12 protein-coding genes are annotated in these 18,521 nt (G+C 60.0%); 6 read left to right on the top strand and 6 right to left on the bottom strand.

The window, feature by feature from the left end; translation table 11 throughout:
- Positions 1–16: 16 nt before the first annotated feature.
- Both mgrA and AC1DX3_RS18965 read right to left on the bottom strand, forming a co-directional pair.
- A complete protein-coding gene (gene mgrA / locus AC1DX3_RS18960; protein WP_476990896.1) occupies positions 17–1,057 on the bottom strand; it encodes an L-glyceraldehyde 3-phosphate reductase in 1,041 nt (346 codons plus the stop codon).
- Between the two features lie 56 nt (positions 1,058–1,113).
- Complete coding sequence (locus AC1DX3_RS18965; protein WP_476990897.1) at positions 1,114–1,533, bottom strand: GlcG/HbpS family heme-binding protein; 420 nt, start codon at positions 1,531–1,533, stop codon at positions 1,114–1,116.
- Positions 1,534–1,771: 238 nt separating this feature from the next.
- Here AC1DX3_RS18965 and AC1DX3_RS18970 point away from each other — a divergent pair, with 238 nt between their 5' ends.
- Complete coding sequence (locus AC1DX3_RS18970; RefSeq protein ID WP_476990898.1) at positions 1,772–4,246, top strand: glycoside hydrolase family 3 protein; 2,475 nt, start codon at positions 1,772–1,774, stop codon at positions 4,244–4,246.
- A 41-nt stretch (positions 4,247–4,287) separates the two neighbouring features.
- Here the strand turns inward: AC1DX3_RS18970 and AC1DX3_RS18975 are convergent, their stop codons facing one another.
- Together AC1DX3_RS18975 and AC1DX3_RS18980 are read right to left on the bottom strand one after the other, a co-directional pair.
- Positions 4,288–5,301, bottom strand: coding sequence for a DUF2608 domain-containing protein (locus AC1DX3_RS18975; protein WP_476990899.1), 1,014 nt, complete (start codon positions 5,299–5,301; stop codon positions 4,288–4,290).
- Complete coding sequence (locus AC1DX3_RS18980) at positions 5,298–6,323, bottom strand: cupin-like domain-containing protein (RefSeq protein ID WP_476990900.1); 1,026 nt, start codon at positions 6,321–6,323, stop codon at positions 5,298–5,300. Before AC1DX3_RS18980 ends, AC1DX3_RS18975 begins: the two co-directional genes overlap by 4 nt.
- A 737-nt stretch (positions 6,324–7,060) precedes the next feature.
- Between AC1DX3_RS18980 and AC1DX3_RS18985 the strand changes: the two genes are divergently transcribed.
- From AC1DX3_RS18985 to AC1DX3_RS19000, 4 genes are all read left to right on the top strand, one after another.
- Positions 7,061–10,348, top strand: coding sequence for a TonB-dependent receptor (locus AC1DX3_RS18985; protein ID WP_476990901.1), 3,288 nt, complete (start codon positions 7,061–7,063; stop codon positions 10,346–10,348).
- A 182-nt stretch (positions 10,349–10,530) separates the two neighbouring features.
- The gene (locus tag AC1DX3_RS18990; protein ID WP_476990902.1) at positions 10,531–12,102 is read left to right on the top strand and encodes a tryptophan halogenase family protein; all 1,572 of its coding nucleotides are present in this window, start codon (positions 10,531–10,533) and stop codon (positions 12,100–12,102) included.
- Positions 12,099–13,607 carry a tryptophan halogenase family protein gene (locus AC1DX3_RS18995; protein WP_476990903.1) on the top strand — a complete coding sequence of 503 codons (1,509 nt, stop codon included), beginning with the start codon at positions 12,099–12,101 and terminating at the stop codon, positions 13,605–13,607. Before AC1DX3_RS18990 ends, AC1DX3_RS18995 begins: the two co-directional genes overlap by 4 nt.
- Positions 13,608–13,646: 39 nt before the next feature.
- Complete coding sequence (locus AC1DX3_RS19000; RefSeq protein WP_476990904.1) at positions 13,647–15,191, top strand: tryptophan halogenase family protein; 1,545 nt, start codon at positions 13,647–13,649, stop codon at positions 15,189–15,191.
- Here the strand turns inward: AC1DX3_RS19000 and AC1DX3_RS19005 are convergent.
- Entirely contained in the window at positions 15,188–15,898 is a 711-nt protein-coding gene (locus AC1DX3_RS19005) for a DUF6445 family protein (RefSeq protein ID WP_476990905.1), read from the bottom strand. The genes AC1DX3_RS19000 and AC1DX3_RS19005 overlap by 4 nt on opposite strands.
- A 111-nt stretch (positions 15,899–16,009) precedes the next feature.
- Here AC1DX3_RS19005 and AC1DX3_RS19010 point away from each other — a divergent pair, with 111 nt between their 5' ends.
- Complete coding sequence (locus tag AC1DX3_RS19010; RefSeq protein ID WP_476990906.1) at positions 16,010–16,696, top strand: DUF6445 family protein; 687 nt, start codon at positions 16,010–16,012, stop codon at positions 16,694–16,696.
- A 140-nt stretch (positions 16,697–16,836) separates the two neighbouring features.
- On the opposite strand, the gene AC1DX3_RS19015 is transcribed toward AC1DX3_RS19010, so the two are convergent.
- Positions 16,837–18,441 carry a tryptophan halogenase family protein gene (locus tag AC1DX3_RS19015; protein WP_476990907.1) on the bottom strand — a complete coding sequence of 535 codons (1,605 nt, stop codon included), beginning with the start codon at positions 18,439–18,441 and terminating at the stop codon, positions 16,837–16,839.
- Positions 18,442–18,521: the final 80 nt, after the last annotated feature.

The following is an 18,521-nucleotide window of genomic DNA, read 5'->3' on the forward strand; positions in this document are numbered from 1 at the left end:
GATTTCTAAAGTGCCGTTAGAGCGTAGATGACACCTTCCAAAGATCAATCCCGCCTTCGGTGGCGAAGCTGTCGATGGCCACCAGCTCTTCCTTGCTGAAGGCGAGATTGTCGAGGCTCTTCAACGTATCGGCCAGTTGTTCGACCGTGCGGGCGCCGACAAGGGCAGAGGTTACGCGTGGATCGCGCAGCACCCAGGCAATCGCCATCTGGGCCAGGGTCTGGCCGCGCGATTGGGCGATCTTGTTGAGCTCGCCGATCCGGCGGATATTGTCATCGGTGATCAGGCTGGTGCGGAAGGAACCGCCCTTGGCGGCGCGGGCGTCGGCCGGAATGCCCCCCAGATATTTCGTGCTGAGCAGGCCCTGGGCCAGGGGCGAGAAGGCGATGCAACCGGTGCCGAGAGCTTCCAGCGTATCGAGCAGGCCGTCTTCGATCCAGCGGTTGAGCATGGAGTAGGACGGTTGGTGGATCAGTAGCGGCACGCCTTCGGACTTCAGAATTTCAGCGGCCTTTTGCGTCAGTTCGGGCGAATAGGACGAGATGCCGACATAGAGCGCCTTGCCTTGACGGTGCAGGGTGGCCAGCGCCCCCATGGTTTCTTCCATAGGCGTTTCCGGATCGACGCGGTGCGAATAGAAGATGTCGACATAGTTGAGACCCATGCGCTTCAAGCTTTGGTCGCAACTGGCGATCAGGTATTTGCGCGAACCGCCGACATCACCGTAAGGCCCCGGCCACATGTCCCAGCCGGCCTTTGTCGAGACGACCAGCTCGTCGCGGTGGGCCTTGAAATCGGTCGCCATGACGCGGCCGAAATTTTCCTCGGCCGACCCGTAAGGCGGGCCGTAGTTGTTGGCCAGGTCAAAATGAGTGATACCGTGATCGAAGCCATAACGCAGCATGTCGCGGCCGGTTTCGAAGACGTCGTCACCGCCGAAATTCTGCCAAAGCCCCAGGCTGATCGCCGGCAGTTTCAAGCCGGAACGGCCGCAACGGCGATAGGGCATGGTGTCGTAGCGCGTCGGCGCGGCGGCATAGGGAACGGGAAAGGCCATGTGATTGTCTCTTTGGTTATGGGTCAAGGGCCTGTGGCCCTTGCCGCCGGAGGCTCTTAAGGTAAGCTGGTTAGAATAGCTGTGACGCCGAGTTGGGCGATTTCGACGTCTTCAACGCCCGACAGGCCACTGACGGCAACGGCGCCGACGCATTGACCGTCGACCATGACCGGCGCGCCGCCGTCCCAGCCGACATAGCGCGAATCGCCGTGATAATGGACGTCGGAGCCGTCTGCCTGGGCGGCGCGGCCCAGGTCGCCGGACAGGCCGCGCACGCGGGCGGCGGTATAGACCTTGTTCTGAGCGATAACTATGGGCGGCAACGCGCAGCCGTCGGTGCGCCACAGGGCGAGGATTTCGCCATGACTATCGCCGACCGCGACGACACCGGCCTTGCCGCGGCGTTTCAGCTCGGCAACGCAGGCGTCTATGGCCAAACGGGCTTCGGCCTCGCCGAGATTGAGTTGGTTTTGCATGGCGTTCCTCTTTTTGTGGCTCAAGCGCCGGACTAGGCGTCCCCCCGGGGCTCCTCGCAAGGCTCGGGCGCACGCGTGTGCTTGCCGGCTAGGCCGGAAATTCTTTTATGTGGTGACCTGAATAAGGAGCGTGCCGCCTGACTGTCAAGCCATCAAAGCGCTTGACGACAGCGCTGTCAACGTGGCTATCTGACAAAAAACAAAACTTATCAGAGAAGACACGTCCAAGGAGCCGACTATGAAATCCTCCCGCATTTTTAGGGGCGCGATCTCGCTTGCCGCCCTGCTGATCGCCTCAACGCAGATGGCCCAGGCGGCCAAGCCCATCGATCCCAATGTCGTGCATCCCAAACTGTGGCCAGTTGGTAAATCGCCGATAGGGCTCGATCCGGCTATCGAGGCGAAGATCGATGCTCTGTTGAAAAAGATGACGGTCGAGGAAAAGGTCGGCCAGGTCATCCAGCCGGAATGGAAGTCGATCAAGCCGGAAGAGGTGACGCAGTATCACATCGGCTCGATCGAAAACGGCGGCGGCGCCGTGCCGGGCGGCAACAAACATTCCACCGTCAAGGATTGGGTCGATTTGATCGAGCCCTATTACGATGCGTCCATGGCGCCTGGCCAGAATGTCACGATCCCGCTGATCTGGGCTTCCGACGCCGTCCACGGCCATAACAATGTCTATGGCGCCACGCTTTTTCCGCATAATGTCGGCCTGGGCGCCGCCCACGACCCGGCCCTGATCCGGAAGATCGGCGAAGCGACCGCAGCCGAAGTGCGCTCGACAGGCATGGACTGGTCGTTTGCCCCGACCATCGCCGTGGCGCGCGACGATCGCTGGGGCCGCAGTTACGAAAGCTATTCCGAGGATCCGAAGATCGTCTCCGAATATGCCGCTGCCATGGTCGCCGGACTGGAAGGCCAGGGCGCGACCTTCCTCGACAAGGACCATGTTATTTCGACAGCTAAGCATTTCCTGGGCGACGGCTCGACCTCGGGCGGGCGCGACCAGGGCGATTCCCTGGTCAGCGAGCAGGAACTGGCGACCATCCACGGCATTGGTTACAAATCCGCGATCGATGCCGGCACGCAGTCGATCATGGCGTCTTATAATAGCTGGCACGGCGTCAAGATGCACGCCAACAAGGCGTTGATGACGACCATCCTGAAGGACCAAATGGGCTTTGACGGCTTCATCATGGGCGACTGGCTGGCGCACGGTCAAATTCCGGGTTGCAGCAATACCGACTGCGCTACCGCCTTCAACGCCGGGCTCGATATTTTTAATGAGCCCCAGGGCTGGAAGGAATTGTACGCCAATCTGATCCGCGAAGTGAATGACGGCACCATCCCGAAAGCGCGCCTCGATGACGCTGTGCGACGGATCCTGCGCGTGAAATACCGCATGGGCGTGTTCGACGAGCCAGCGCCGAATCTGCGGCCGAATACGTTCAGGCCCATCGGCACGCCGGAGCATCGGGCCATTGCGCGGCAAGCGGTGGCGGAATCGCTGGTCCTGCTGAAGAACAATGGCGTTTTGCCGATCAAGGCCAGTGCTACCGTATTGATCGCCGGTGACGGCGCCAACAATGTCGCCATGCAGTCGGGCGGCTGGACCCTGAGCTGGCAAGGCGCCGACAACGGCCCGGCCGATTTTCCCGGCGCCACATCGATCTATGAAGGCTTGAAGGCGCAGATCGAAGCCTCCGGCGGCCAGGCCCTGTATAGCCCGGACGGCACCAGTCCGCAAAAGCCTGACGTGGCCATCGTCGTCTTCGGCGAAACGCCCTATGCCGAATTCATGGGCGACCAGTCCGACGTCGCCCTGCACCATGACAATGTCGAAAGCCTGGAAATGCTGAAGCGCCTGAAAGCGCAAGGTATTCCGACCGTGGCGGTGATGTTGTCCGGCCGCCCGCTCTACGTCAATCCGCAGATCAATGCGGCCGATGCCTTTGTCGCCGCCTGGCTGCCGGGATCGGAAGGCGAGGGCGTCGCCGATGTCCTGTTGGGCAAACAGGACTTCACCGGCAAGCTCAGCTTTTCGTGGCCGAAGCGGCCGGATCAGACTCCGCTCAATGTCGGCGACGCTAATTATGACCCGCAGTTCGCCTATGGTTTCGGCTTAAGCTATGCCGCGCCGGCGGTCACGGGCGAGTTGGCCGAGGTGGCCGGCAAAGTCAAATACGGCGAGAAGAATGTCTATGTGACTGGTAAGAAGGGAAGTATTGGGGGCGATGTGTGGAACGGCTATCAGCTGTTCATCGGCGACGCCAATGTACCGCGCATGGCCTATGTCGGAACGAAAACGGTGCTGTACGGATCTGCAGCGATCGTGATGCAGCCGGCTGACGGCGGCGTCAACGTCGTGTGGGGCGGCAAAAAGGACGCCTGGTTCGAGGTGGCAGCGGACGCGCCTTCGGACATTGCGCGCGAGGCCAACGGCGCCATGATGCTCAGTGTGCGGATGAAGGTCAATTCGGCCCCTTCGGCTGGTGTGGTGTTAGGAGCCGGCGCCGGTACTGTTCCGGTGACCAAGCTGCTGACGCCGGGCGAGGTCACGGTGAACGTACCCTTGTCGTGCTTCGCTGCCGGCCAGGACCTGTCCAAGACTCCAAGCGTCGCCCATCTCGCGACCCCCGGAACGCTCGACGTGACCGTCTATGATGTCCGCCTGATCGAAACCCAGCCCGGCGCCGCCTGTCCCACTTAAGTTATGGGTCGAGGGCCTGTGGCCCTCGCCGCCGGAGGCGCTTACTTTTCTTCGCCTGCGCCTTCAAAGGGTGTGATACATAGGGCTGCCTGCATAGCCGAGCACAGCGTCTCCTTAACGTGCGAAAAATCCTCGGTCGCCTTAATCTGGCGCGCCTGGTCTTTCATAAAATCGGCCGCGTCCGGCCAGAAGCGTTCATAGCTATAGGGATGGATCCTCGCCGAAATCAGCGGTGCGGCAGCCTGGACGTCTGTAATATTATGGAAGGTGTCGTCGACAAAATAGACGTCGGTGTAACGCGCCGGCAAGGAACTCAGCAGCAGGTGCAGGAGAAAGCCCTTGTCCTGACCGGACGCCATCATGACGCCGTCGGATACGGTAACGGGGTAGAAGGGCTGGGCTTGGACCTTGAGATGCAGACGGCGGGCGGCGGCGCGGATTTGGGCGTCGCTCAGCTTGCCACGGCGGACGCACAGCGGCGGCCCGCATTCGGGTGCCGAACTGAGATCGATGCCGGCCCTGGCCAGGGCGCCTTCGGTGGCGCCGCGCAGATCGGAACCGCGAGCGCTCAGGGCATAGATGGGGATATGGGCGGCCTGGAGACTATCGATCAGGACGGCGGTGTCGGGCTGGGTCGGTACCATCTGGCCGAGTTGCAGCAGGGCGGCGTTATCGGTGATCAGTTTTTGAAACGCGGCCTTGCCTTGCGGTGTACTGGGATCGTCGAGCGACTTTTGCCAGTTGAACCATGTGTCGCTGCCGAGGTCCTGCGGCATGGTCAGCAGGGTGTTATCGATGTCGAAGACGACAAGGACACGCTTACCTTGGCGGGCGGCAGCGATGGCGGCCTGGACCGGAATGCCGAGGTCGTTGACCGATTGGTAGTTGGGGATGGCATGCGGATGGAAGCGCGCCCGGTGCGTCTGGGCGTCGGCGGGCGATGTCAGGGCCAGAAGGGCGAGAATAAAAAGGGCAAGATAGCGGTGCAACTGGATCGTCCGTACACGGCGCTTCAGAATAGCACAGGCAAAAGCGATGACAAATGAAACCTTCACCCCTTGCCATTGACGATTTGTTGCAAGCTCTTGAGCAACTCGGCGCGCGTACGCGCTGAGAGCGGACCCAATCCGCCCTGATGGTCGCGTGGGATATGAGCAACGGGATCGCCGTGGATCTGAAAGATGTAGTTATCGAACATGGCCTTCCAATAGACCTTGTCGGCCGGCGAAATGTCCTTGAGCGCGATCAGGGCGGCCAGGAAGGCTGACATCGGATTGTCCGCGGTGTTGGCGCTATTGCCCCACCAATAATTGACCAGGATGTTGAAGGTGTCGAGTGACTGGACGTGATGCCACCAGTATTTCGGGACATAGAGGGCATCGCCCGGCTCCATATCGGCGACCTGGGCGTATTTCAAAGCTTCAGCCAGTTTGGGGTAGCGTTCGAAATCGGACTCTTCGAGACTGGCCAGGGATATAGCGCGGCCAGATGGCGTGTGGTCCATGGGGCCGATATAGAGGTTGGCCACTTGCTCCGGCGGAAAAAGCGTGAAGCGGCGGTGTCCCGCAACGACGCAGGCGATATTGTGGTCGTTATCGTTATGGGTTTGCGCCCGTGTGGCATTGCTGATCCAGATACGCGGAGCGATCGTTGGTGGCAGGATGGGATTGGGATTTTCGCCGGCAAAGCGCGGCAGGAAGTCGCGAATGATGCTTGACTGGATATAGGTATAAGGCGGGTTCGGATGATCGACGACGGCGAGGATCTGGTCGATCCCGGCGGAAATCGACTTGAAACGCTTGTTGAAATTGAATTCGTGCATATCGGCTGCGTAGGCGAAGCGGCCTTTGACGGCAGATGTGGCTTCGAGGACGGTCGTCGGTTGGCCGTTATCCATAGCCTTGATGTAGGCGGCAATATCGCGGGCACCATGCCGCGCTGCGGCGACCGCCGGCCATTTCGCGACCAATCCCTTGATCAGGATCGGTTGGGCGGCTGGCAAAATCTCGGCCGCAAACGATTGTGCAGAGAGCGCTTCCAATGCCTTGACGGTGGGAATCGGGGGCAGGCCGGACATATCAAGAACCTCGTCGCGTGGGAGTTTTGTCGTAAATCATGGTATCAAGGATGACAAGGCCGGGTCTCGGCGGCCAAATTGCGGCGAATTATGGCAACAGACCAATCCAAGGCCGGTTGGTTGGGCCGAAGGGTGAAATACAATCGAAAGATTTGCATAGGTGCATGGATGCAACGACATCTGTGTCCCTGCATCCACGACGATGATTGCTGGGCGGGAAGGAAAAGCCCTTTAATTTAAAGGTATTTTGCGCGACCGGATAATTTCAACAGCCCAAGATTACATCATCTATAACATAACATATACAGGTGGTGGTTGTTTTGCTCGGCGATCCAGCTGTGGACTTGGTTGTCCGAAAATAGCGCCTGATGGTGTTGCAGGTGTTGCATTCGTGCCATTATGCGCGGCGATTGTGGCGAAAAGTTCATAAAGCTGCTGGATATTTGCAGAGGTTTTATATAACAAATAAAGACGAAATAATTAATCAGGTCGAGAAGCGTCACAAAGTTCACACCGGATTCCACACTGTCGCTACCCCCATGTGTCACGGCAAATTTTTGACCAATGAGTCAAAAAATGTCACGAAAGGGAGGCGGGAGCTGAGCGTTTAAAAAAATTACGCCCAGTCAGGACCTGTTTACCAAAGCGCTTTACCATCGTCAGGGTTGCTGTTTTGTAACAACGGTCTCACCGGCAGGATCTCGGGCCTGTCGTAAAGACAATTAGGGAGAAGAAGTATGAAAAGTTCCAAGGCCCAGTTCGGGCTGATGCTTAAAGGCGGCGTATCGGTGGTAGCGCTAACCGCGATGGCGGCGACGCTGGCGGGTCCCGCTTTCGCGCAAGACGCCGCGCCGGCGGCGACTGAGCCGGCAGCAAGTGATGCGCAAGAGGTTGTGGTCGTAGGGGTACGCCGCTCTCTGAAGACTGCGCAGCAGATCAAGCGCGATGCCGATACGGTTGTCGATTCGATCACTGCCAACGATATCGGGGCCTTCCCGGACAAGTCCGTCGCCGAAGCGCTGCAACGCGTCGCCGGTATCACGGTTTCCCGCTTTGCCGCCACGGGCGACACGGCCCACTTCTCGGCCGAACCGTCTGGCGTTCTCGTCCGCGGCCTGTCGCAGGTGCGTTCGGAATTCAATGGCCGCGACACCTTCTCGGCCAACTCGTCGCGCGGTCTGTCTTGGGGTGACGTTTCGCCCGAATTGATGGCTCGTGTCGACACCTATAAGAACCAGACGGCTGACCTGATCGAAGGCGGCATCGCCGGCTCGATCGATCTGCGCACACGCGTGCCTTTCGATTCCAAGGGCCGGTTGATAGCTCTGTCGGCCGATGCCGTTTATAACGATTTGTCGAAGCAAACGACGCCGGCCATCTCCGGTATCTATTCCAACCGCTGGGATACGGAAGTCGGTGAATTCGGCATCATGCTGAATGCCGCCTATTCGTTGGTCAAGACTGATTCGCAGGGCGTTCAGTACGGCCGCATCGGCATTTTCGACAAGAGCGTCTTCAATACGCCAGGCAAGGTCTATATTCCGACCAACCTGACGTTCCACGACAACCTCTATACACGGACCCGTAAGGGTATTGCGGCCGCGGCCCAATGGCAGAACCACGACCACACCATGGTCGCGACCTTGCAATATAACAACTCGAAGTACGACAATAGCTGGGAAGAACACTATCTCTCGGCCGGCGCCTTCGGTATGTGGCAAGTCGTTCCGTCGAACGTCTATACCGACAAGACGATTGTCGAGCCCCTGGCTGGCACCTCGTTCACTTTCGACGAAAACGGCTTCTTCCAGACCGGCACCATGACATCCAAGCTGCTCGACAGCTCGGCCAATGGTCCGTTCGGCATGAACGACCAGGGTCAGCCCTTCTTCTCGGGTTGCTATGACTGGGCCGGCAAGACCGATGCGCAATGCCGTCAGGCAGCCAGCGTCGGAACCGGTACGCGTTATGCGACGACCGAGGAAGGCACGGAAGATACGTCCTTCAACTTCAAGTGGGATCCGACCGAAAAGCTGAAGATCAACTTCGACGTCCAGTATGTCCATTCGACGGTCGATAACTATGACATGACTGCCGATACGGCCAGCTATGCCCGCACCAAGTTCGACTTCACCGGCAAATATCCGCACCTGACCTTCACTCAGCCGGATGCCAGCGACAACTTTGCCGCTTCGTCGGGTTTCTTGTCGAACCAGCAGAACTACCACACCAACGATTTGATGGACCACGCTGAAACCAGCGAAGGCCACGAAATCGCCACCAAGCTCGAAGGCCAATATTCCTTCGAAGGCGGCGGCTGGCTCGACTCCCTGAAGGCCGGCGTCCGTTACGCCGACCGCGAACAAACCATTCGCTGGTCGACCTATAACTGGCAGAGCATCACCCAGCCGTGGAACAGCAGCCCGTCGATCGACTCGTGCTACTCGGTCAACGCGAACTATAACAATGGCAGCGTTCACTGCTATCCGAAGGTCTATGAGACCCACAGCTTCGGCGAAGATCTCCTCGGCGGCGGCCTGATGAACAAGCAAGAGTTCGTCTTCACCAAGATGGACGCCATCAAGGACCGCGAGGGCTTTGCCAAGGCGATGAATGCCGGTGCGCTCGGCTTCCCCGGCTGGACGCCTCTGTGTATGCGTGCCAACCGCGTTGCCAACACCTGCTACCTGCAACAGGAAACCAGCTCGGTGTCTGAAAAGACCCAGGCGGCTTATCTGATGCTGAAGTTCGGCGGCGGCGACAAGATGCTGTTCGGCAAAACGGTCTCCGGAAATGTGGGCCTGCGCTGGGTTCAAACGACCGACCAGACCGATGGTTATATCACCTATCCGACCCAGCAATGGTTGAGCTCTCTGACCTGCGTCATCGGTGGTCCTAACCCGCAACCGGCAGACCGCCAGCTCGGCTGCTTGATCGGTACTCCGGGCGCGACCAATATCAATAATGCCGTACTGTTCTCGACCGGTACCGGCAAGGCCCAGACTTCGGACAAGACGCATATCAACTTCTTGCCGAGCTTCAACGTGAAGTTCAATCTGAGCGACACCTGGATTCTGCGCTTTGCGGCTTCGCGTGCCATGTCGCGTCCCGACATGGGCTACCTGAAGAACTTCATCGCAATCGGCAGCCCGCAGATAGATCTGACCTGTACGACCAGCCCTGAGCGTTGTATCAAGGACTCGTCGGGTAAGAATGTCGACTACAAGCCTTTGTTGACGGCTTCGGCGGGTAACCCGTACCTGAAGTCGACGACGGCCGACCAGTTCGATATCGTGCTGGAAAATTACTTCGCGTCCGTGGGTTCGTTCAGCTTCGACCTGTTCTACAAGAAGTTCGACAACTACATCCAGTTCGGTAACTACACGACCAACTTCACCAATAACGGTGTCACCGAGACCATCAAGGTCAATGGTCCGATCAATGCCGATGGCGCCAAGATCAAGGGCTTCGAAGTCGCTTATCAACGCTTCTTCGACTTCCTGCCGGCTCCGTTCGACGGCTTCGGTATTCAAGCCAACTACACCCACCTGAGCAATTCGGGCATCACCAACACCAACATCTCCAATGTGTCGGGTGACGGTGGTACGAACACGGGCGCCGGTGGTATTCCGCAGGCTCAAACCGCGATCAACCCGCACGCTCTGGAAGGCCTGTCGGACAATTCCTACAACCTGATCGGTATGTACGAAAAGGGTCCGTGGGCATTGCGCCTGGCTTACAACTGGCGTGAAAAGTACCTCGTCACGGCCGCCGACTGCTGCGTCGGTCTGCCGGTCTGGCAAGGTAGCCAGGGCTTCCTCGATGGTTCGGTCCGTTACAAGATCAACGACAACATCGAAGTCAGCCTGGAAGGCAACAACCTCACGGGCACCGATACGGTTCTGTTCGAACAGGTTGAAGGTGACATCGCTGGCGCTACGCCGAATGCCCCGCGCAAGCTGATGCCGAACGGTGCCTTCAAGAACGACCGTCGCGTCCAGGTCGGTATCCGCCTCAAGTACTAAGGCGGCCCAGACTTACTAACGGCAGACGCGCTGCGGGTAACCGCGGCGCGTTTGTTATTTTGGGGGCTTGATAACAGAGTGATGCACATTTCACTTGTAAACCCGCGCGGCCCTTGCAAATTGAAGCGGGTAAATAGAAGACGGGCGGCCGGGGTCGGCGGTCCGCACAGGTTGAGAGACGCATGAACGCTCCTTTGAACGTGGTCATTGTCGGTGGCGGAACATCCGGATGGATGTGCGGTGCCGCCTTGGCTCATATCATGAAGGTGGGCCGTGACGGCGCCATGGCGACGGTCCGGCTGATTGAATCGAGCGACATCGGCATAGTCGGTGTCGGCGAAGCTACCCTGCCTCATATCAAGGATTTCAACGACCTGCTCGGCATCAACGAAGCGGAATTCATGCGCGAGACGCGCGCGACCTTCAAGCTGGGGATCGAATTCGTCGATTGGGGAAAGATCGGCAACAGCTATGTTCACCCCTTCGGCGCCTTCGGGCAGCCTTTATCGGGGACAGAGTTTCATCACGTCTGGACGCGGGGCCGTCAATTGGGCATTACGGCGCCGCTGGACGACTATTCTTACGCCATTGTCGCGGCGCGCCGGCAGAAGTTCGATTTCCCTTCCGAAGATATCGCCTCGATCAAGTCGACCTATTCGTACGCCTACCATTTCGACGCTGGCCTTTATGCTCCCTTTTTGCGCCGCTTTGCCGAAGCACGCGGCCTGCGGCGGACCGATGGCAAGGTCGTCGATGTCCGCGTCGATGCCGGCAGCGGCAATATCGCGGCCGTCGTCCTCGATTCGGGGGAAGTGGTCACGGGCGACCTGTTCATCGACTGCTCTGGTTTCCGCAGCCTGCTGACCGGCGGCGCACTGAACGTCGGCTGGCAGGATTGGGCCCAATGGCTGCCGTGCGATCGCGCCATGGCCGTCCCGTGTGAAGCGGTTCCGTCTTCGGGGACGGACGAAGATTTCAGCCTGACGCCCTATACGCGCTCGACGGCCCTGGAAGCCGGCTGGCAATGGCGTATCCCGCTTCAACACCGCACGGGTAACGGCTATGTCTACAGCAGCGCCTTCATTAGCGACGAAGACGCAGCCCGTCGTCTGGTCGGAAATCTCGACGGCAAGGCGCTCGCCGATCCGAGGCCGTTGCGCTTCCGGGCCGGACGCCGGGAAAAGTCGTGGACGAAGAATTGTATCGCGATGGGGCTGGCCAGCGGTTTCCTCGAGCCGCTGGAATCGACCAGCATCTATCTGGCGCAGATCGCCGTCACCAACCTCCTGCAATTATGGCCGCAGAAGGTGATCGATCCGCACCTGCGCGATGAGTTCAACCGTCTTGTCGACAACGAATATGACCGGGTGCGCGACTTCCTCATCCTGCATTATCACGCCAACAGCCGCGACGATGGCGAGTTGTGGGCCTATACGCGCAACATGCCGGTGCCGGACAGTTTGACGGCCAAGATCGAGCAGTTCAAACGCCGCGGGCATATCGTTCGCTATAAGGACGGGCTGTTTTCACCAGCCAGTTGGCTGGCGGTCTTTACCGGTCAGGATGTCCTGCCTGCCGGTTATGATCGTCTCGGCGACAATTTCGATGACAGTACCGTTGTCGACAAGCTTGGCGAAATGAAAAACCGCATCAACAGCGGTGTTGACCTGATGCAATCGCACGCCGCCTTTATCCACGACTATTGCGCCGTGAAGTCGGACATTGTGGCTGGCAAGTTGGAGCAGGCGCAATGACGGCGGCCTCCATCAAAAAAGTCGTCATCGCCGGTCGCGATGCCGCGGCCTGGCTGTCCGCCAACGCCTTGTTGAAAGCCTTCCAGGCCAGCGGTCTGAAGGTCGAGGTAGTGGAGCTTCCGACCCTGCTGCGCGTCCAGGATGTCGTGGCCAGTCAACCAGCCCTTGAGGCGTTTCATCGCTTGCTGGGTTTCGACGAGCACGAGGTCCTTAAAGCCACAGCCGGCATCTATAGCCTGGGCCAGAGCTTCGCCAACTTCTCAGGCGCCGCGCCGCCTTTCCTGCACCCTTACGGCAGCCATGGCGCTTCGCTGGGCAAGGTCGCCTTCCATCAGGTCTGGGTCAAGGCGCGCCAGGCCGGGATGAATGTGGCCTTCGAAGACTTCTCCCTGGTCGCCGTCGCCGCCAAGCAAGGCAAGTTCTTCGCCGCCGATTCCGACATCAGCAGTTTTGCGCGCTGTGATTACGCCTATCATCTCAATGCGGCGGCCTATGTCCGCTATCTCAAGGCACACGCCCTGCGTCGCGGCGCGGTCGTGACGACGGCGCGCCATCTGGGCATCGAGCACGATGCACAAACCGGTCATATCCAGGCCCTGACCCTGGGCGACGGTCGGCGGGTCGAAGGTGACCTGTTCATCGATGCCACCGGCGCCGATAGTCTGTTGCTGGGCGGAGCCCTGGAGACGCCGGTCGACAGCTGGGCGCACTGGTTTCCGGCCGACCGGCTGTTGGCGGTGGCCGGCGAGCGTCTGCGTAGCTTGCCGTCCTTCTCACAAGTCCGTGCCGTCCAGGGCGGGTGCCTGCATGTCACCCCGACCCAGGATATGCTGGGCCTGGTCTATGCCTATGGCGGCCGCGACATGAGCGACGATGAGGCCTTTCAGGCCGTCGCAGTGACGGCAGGGACGCGCGTGGCGCCGGATGCGACGGTTACGCCGCTGAGCCCGGGCCGGCGAACTTCGGCTTGGGTCGGTAATTGCGTCGCCGTCGGTGAAGCGGTGTGCGTCTTCGACCCGATCGACAATCTCGGCCTGCACAGCCTGCAGATGGGCCTCGCCCACCTGATTACCCTTTTTCCGCTCGATAGCGACTGCGCTGTCGAGGCCAAGGACTATAATCGCGTCATACGCAGTTCGCTGGAACGCCTGCGCGACTTCCAGATCACTCATTTCAAGCTCAACAAGGTTCCGGGCAGCCGCCGGTGGGACATGTTGCGCGACATGGCCGTGCCGGAGATGCTCGATTACAAGATCGAGCAGTTCAAGGCGCGTGGCACGGTCGTGCTGTATGACGACGAGACCTTCCAGTCGGATGACTGGCTGTCGGTCTTTATCGGCCATGGCTGCATTCCGCGCGTCTACGATCCTCTGGTCGATCTGACGGACCAGGATGCGGCTATCCGCCACGTCCAGCAGATACTTGGATTCATCCGGCAAAAGGTCGAAGATATGAGCTCACATGACGCCTATATCGAAATGTTCGCCAGCCGCGATTTTGCCTGAGTAACACCTCCCTTGTTCCCTGTTTGAAAGCCTGCCCGCATGACATCTGGTCCCATACGCAAAATCGTAATCGTCGGCGGCGGCACCGCGGGTTGGATGACGGCAGCCATGTTGTCGAAAACGCTCGGCACGCAAAATTTCGATATCACCCTGATCGAATCCGAGGAAATCGGGACGGTCGGGGTCGGTGAAGCGACCATTCCGCCGATCATGCTGTTCAATGACGTGTTGGGACTGGACGAGGACGAGTTCATCCGCGAAACCAATGCCACCTTCAAGCTGGGTATCGAGTTCGTCGATTGGCGCCGCGTCGGCGAGACCTACTTCCACCCCTTCGGCATGTACGGCCAGGATATGGACGGCATTGGCTTCAATGCCTACTGGCTGCGCATGGCGCGCATGGGCGGCAATGCCGATTTCGGCCGTTTCAACGCCGAAACCATGGCGGCGCGGGAATTCAAGTTCGGACGGACGCCCAAGAACGATGCCTCGCCCCTGCCCAAGATCAATTACGCTTTCCAGTTCGATGCCTCGCAATATGCCGCCTTTTTGCGCCGTTACAGCGAAAAGCGCGGTGTCGTACGCATCGAAGGCAAAATCAGCGAAGTCCGTCAGGACAGCGAGAGCGGCTTCATCCAGTCGGTGGCGACCGAGGACGGTCGCGTCATCGCCGGCGATTTGTTTTTCGATTGCTCGGGCTTCCGTGGTCTGCTGATCGAACAGACCCTGAAGAGCGGTTACGAGGACTGGAGTCAGTGGCTGCCGTGCAATCGCGCCGCCGCGGTACCGTGCGAGAAGGCCAAGATCCCCGGCACCTCCGAGGATGCGCCCATCACCCCCTATACGCGCTCAACCTCGCGTGAGGCCGGCTGGCAGTGGCGTATTCCGCTCCAGCACCGGACCGGCAATGGTTACGTTTTCTGCAACGATTTCATCAGCGAGGACGAGGCCTGCGAAAAACTACTGACGCGGCTGGACGGCAAGCCGTTGAAGGACCCCAAGGTCCTGCGCTTCGTCACCGGTCACCGCCGCAAGGTGTGGAACAAGAATGTCGTGGCCTTGGGCTTGGCCAGCGGCTTCCTGGAGCCGTTGGAATCGACCTCGATCCACCTGGTGCAATCCTGCCTGACGCGGTTCATCGCCATGATGCCGCGGCAGGAATTCAACGACGCCGTCATCGCGGAATATAACCGTATCGTCGTGGCCGACTATGTCAACGTCAAGGACTTCCTGATTGCCCACTACAAGGTGACCGAACGCGAGGACACGCCGTTCTGGAAACAGTGCAAATATATGGACATCCCCGACAGCCTGAAGACCCGCCTGGAAATCTTCGCCAGCCAGGGCCACGCCAATGTCGCCATGACGGAGCTGTTCAAGGAACCGAGCTGGTTCGCGGTCCTGCTGGGCCAGGGCTTGGTGCCGCGCGACCATCATCCGGTCGCCGACGTCATTTCCAGCGACGAACTGAAGCTGCGGTTGTCGCGCCTGCGCACCCAGATCACCAGCCGGGTCGATAGCCTGCCCGCCCACAATGCCTTTATCGCCAGCCACTGCGCTGCGCCGGCCATGGAAAAAGTTTAAGGGCGGTAGATTTCAACGAAACCGTTGGCGGTCAGGCGGCCCTTGGCCGGGTCGGCGCTGAGGGGCGCGTTGGCCAGAAGGCCCGAATGGAGCATGGTCGTGCTGTAGAGGACCAGACGGTTGAAACGGGCGTCGACCTGGTCGATCCGGCTGTAATGCTCGCTGCCGTCGCCGATATAGTCGTGACGCGGCCGCGCCTCTAACTCCTCGAAAACGACGGTGCGGTAGCGATCGACCCGCCCGCCATTGACCGATTCGAAGCCGGTGGCTTCATGGCGGTAAAAGGCCGTGCCTTCGAAGGGCGGGCCGCAGAAATAATGCACCATGGCCAGGCGTTTCGGATTGTTGGAATCGAAATGCGGAATGGTTTGCAACGGCGCCAGCTGTTCGGCGCCGAAGGTGCTCAAGCCGAAAAAGCCTTCATATTCCAGGCGTTCTTGCGTGCCGATAGCGAAAAGGCCTTGCAGGGCCGGCCGCAAGGCCGAGATCAGGGCCGGACCGTAGGTGGGGGGCAGTTTGCCATTGAGGCCGGGGTAGTAGGAACCTTCGGGCGGCGCTTCGAACCGGCCGTCGGCGACAGCATAGGCCACCATCTGTTCCGGGTGCAGGAGCACGTCGTCGATGATGAGGACCGGCATGTTTTCCCGGCCGGGACGGCGCACCTCTATGCGAGCTTTGGGATTAAAGGTCAGGTCGGGGGCGGACATGCCTCCCGATACACCAGATCGAGCGGTCTTTGTCCATAGGGGCGCCTATAGGCATTTGGCGATCTTTGCGCTAAGCCTCGGCAGTCTGTAATTTGGTCTGTGGATTCTGCCATGAAAGTTACCAGCCATGACATCGGCGCCGAGCGCAGTCGTGTCGTCGTCATCGACGATTTCATGGCCAATGCCGGACAGGTGGTCGATATGGCGGCGTCCCTGGCGCCGTTTCCTGAGGTCGCCAATCACTATTATCCTGGGCGCCGTCGTCTGGTGACGCCGGACGAAGTGGCATTCCAATATTTCGACTATATCTGCGATGTGATCGCGCCGATGCTGAACCAGCTTTTCGGCGTCCCGCGTTTCCGCATCACCGAAGCCGGATTTTCCATGGTGACCCAGCGTCCGGAAAATATCCAGATGATCCAGCGCGTGCCGCATTTCGATACCTTCGACCTGAGCAATTTCGCCGTACTGCACTATCTCAGCCGCCCGAATAAGGGCGGCACGGGCTTTTACCGCCACCGCCGCACCGGCTTTGAAATGATCACGGCCGAGCGCCATCCGACCTTCCGCGACGGCCTCGACGAGGACGCCCGCGCCTACGGCCCGCCCGCGGTCGCCTATATCGACGACTCGACTGAGGCCTTCGAACGGATCGCCAATTTCGAAGGCCATTTCAACCGCATGCTGATCTATCAGGGCGCCCTGCTGCATTCCGGGCAGATTCCGGCGGGCTTTGATTTCAACCCCGACCCGCGCAAGGGCCGGCTGACGGGGAATCTCTTCCTTCAGGCGACCTGATACCTTTGGTCATTGAAGATGCCCAAAGGTGTCCGGTTTTTTCAGCTCAAGCGCCGCATGGCTCCTCGCAACGGCTCGGGCGGGCGCTTGCCCGCTGCCAACGGCAAATGAGCCAAGATCATTGTCCGTTGGTTTAAAAGCTATCGCCGATTCATGCCGACAAAGCGGTCGGCCGGGCGCGGGCTGAAGCCGTGGGCATAGACCTGGTCGACCATCTCACGATGCGACGGCAAATCGCGGGTGGCCAGTTCACCGAAATGCGTCAGCTTGGCAAAGGTCTTGGCGGCGGCTTCGGTCTCGCGATAGGTGGAATGGGCGGCGCTGAGGTCGGTGCGGAAGCCCATGCCGTAGAGGATGTATTGATAGTTGAAGTGGGCAAAGCTTTCGACGTCAAGCAGGAAGTCGAAGCGGGCCGGCGGCCGCTGTTTCCACATTTCCAGCATATAGGTCAGTTCCTCGGGCACGGACCGCGCATCGGCATTGTCGCGCCAGAAAGGCTCGGTGCGCTGGCTCAGGCAGTAGTGCAGCTTGAGGAAGTTAACGATCTTCTCGCAGCGCGTCTTCATCAGCCGGTTGAAATGGGGCGCCGGCACGTCGACGGGGCCGGCCGGCGGCAGGAATTCGGCGATATAGCCGGCGGCGATCTCGATCAGCACGATCCCGGTCGATTCCAGGGGTTCGAGGAAGCTGGCCGACAGGCCGACGGCGACGCAGTTCTTGATCCACTGGCTTTCGCGGTAGCCGGCGTTGAATTTGATGCAGCGGGGGGTAACGCCGTCGGCCGCCGGACCGACATAGCCGCGCAGGACCTCTTCGGCGCGGTCGTCGGTCGTGTGGTCGCTGGAATAGACATAGCCGATGCCGCGGCGGCTGTTGAGGCCGATATCCCAGGTCCAGCCGGCTTCATGGGCCGTCGACACGGTAAAGCTGTTGATCGGTGCGTCGGGCTCGGCATAGGGCACCTGACAGGCGACGGCGCGGTCGGCGAACAGGTTGGAGCGGACGGAGACAAAGGGTGAGTTCAGGGTTTTGCCGATCAGCAGGGAAGCAAAGCCGGTGCAATCGACGTAGAGGTCGGCGGTCAGTTCGCCATGCTGGGGCGATGTCAGGGAGCCGATGGCGCCGGTATCGTCGAGATGGACATCGGAAATTTCGCCGGTCAGGTGGACGACGCCCAGTTCGCGAGCCCGGGTCGCCAGGACGCGGGCGAAATGGGTGGCGTCGAAATGGTAGGCGTAGCTGAGGCGCGAGCTGTAATCGCCCTCGAACAGGCGCTTGGGAGCGCGTTGGGCGTCGGCGACCCGCTTCTGGAAGGTCACGGTGGCGGCGAAGGCGTCGCGCGTCGCCTCGTCCTGCATCAGCCAGTAGGGCACTAGGTCGATATTGTCGAGATGATAGGGGGACTCGAAGGGGTGCAGGTAATGTTCGTGCCGGCCATCCGTGGGCGTCACGCGCCAGTCGGCGAAATGGATGCCTTGCTTGAAGGTCGCCGAGGCGCCGCGCAGGAAGGCCGCTTCATCGATGCCGAGGGTGCGCAGGGTGTTGCGGATGGTGGGGAAGGTGCCTTCACCGACACCGATGGCGCCGATCTCGGCGCTTTCGATCAGGGTGATGCTGGGGCCGCCGCAGGTGTCCGACCCCAGGACCTTGGCCAGGTAGCAGGCGGTCAGCCAGCCGGCGGTGCCACCGCCAACGACAAGGATACGACGCGACGGCGCGCCATCGCGAACTTCGGACGCGGACATGTGGCTCTGAATCTCCCCAGAAGAGCGCTGCGGCCTTGAGGCCGCCCATTGGGGATAACGCTAACACGCGTTCAGGTACA

It is taken from the genome of Asticcacaulis sp. P2_B1, assembly GCF_056404915.1.

What these genes read in the sequence shown, in the direction of transcription:
- mgrA (WP_476990896.1), bottom strand. Translation starts at nt 1,057, where the DNA reads ATGGCCTTTCCCGTTCCCTATGCCGCCGCGCCGACGCGCTACGACACC.
- AC1DX3_RS18965 (WP_476990897.1), bottom strand. Translation starts at nt 1,533, where the DNA reads ATGCAAAACCAACTCAATCTCGGCGAGGCCGAAGCCCGTTTGGCCATA.
- AC1DX3_RS18970 (WP_476990898.1), top strand. Translation starts at nt 1,772, where the DNA reads ATGAAATCCTCCCGCATTTTTAGGGGCGCGATCTCGCTTGCCGCCCTG.
- AC1DX3_RS18980 (WP_476990900.1), bottom strand. Translation starts at nt 6,323, where the DNA reads ATGTCCGGCCTGCCCCCGATTCCCACCGTCAAGGCATTGGAAGCGCTC.
- AC1DX3_RS18985 (WP_476990901.1), top strand. Translation starts at nt 7,061, where the DNA reads ATGAAAAGTTCCAAGGCCCAGTTCGGGCTGATGCTTAAAGGCGGCGTA.
- AC1DX3_RS18990 (WP_476990902.1), top strand. Translation starts at nt 10,531, where the DNA reads ATGAACGCTCCTTTGAACGTGGTCATTGTCGGTGGCGGAACATCCGGA.
- AC1DX3_RS18995 (WP_476990903.1), top strand. Translation starts at nt 12,099, where the DNA reads ATGACGGCGGCCTCCATCAAAAAAGTCGTCATCGCCGGTCGCGATGCC.
- AC1DX3_RS19000 (WP_476990904.1), top strand. Translation starts at nt 13,647, where the DNA reads ATGACATCTGGTCCCATACGCAAAATCGTAATCGTCGGCGGCGGCACC.
- AC1DX3_RS19005 (WP_476990905.1), bottom strand. Translation starts at nt 15,898, where the DNA reads ATGTCCGCCCCCGACCTGACCTTTAATCCCAAAGCTCGCATAGAGGTG.
- AC1DX3_RS19010 (WP_476990906.1), top strand. Translation starts at nt 16,010, where the DNA reads ATGAAAGTTACCAGCCATGACATCGGCGCCGAGCGCAGTCGTGTCGTC.
- AC1DX3_RS19015 (WP_476990907.1), bottom strand. Translation starts at nt 18,441, where the DNA reads ATGTCCGCGTCCGAAGTTCGCGATGGCGCGCCGTCGCGTCGTATCCTT.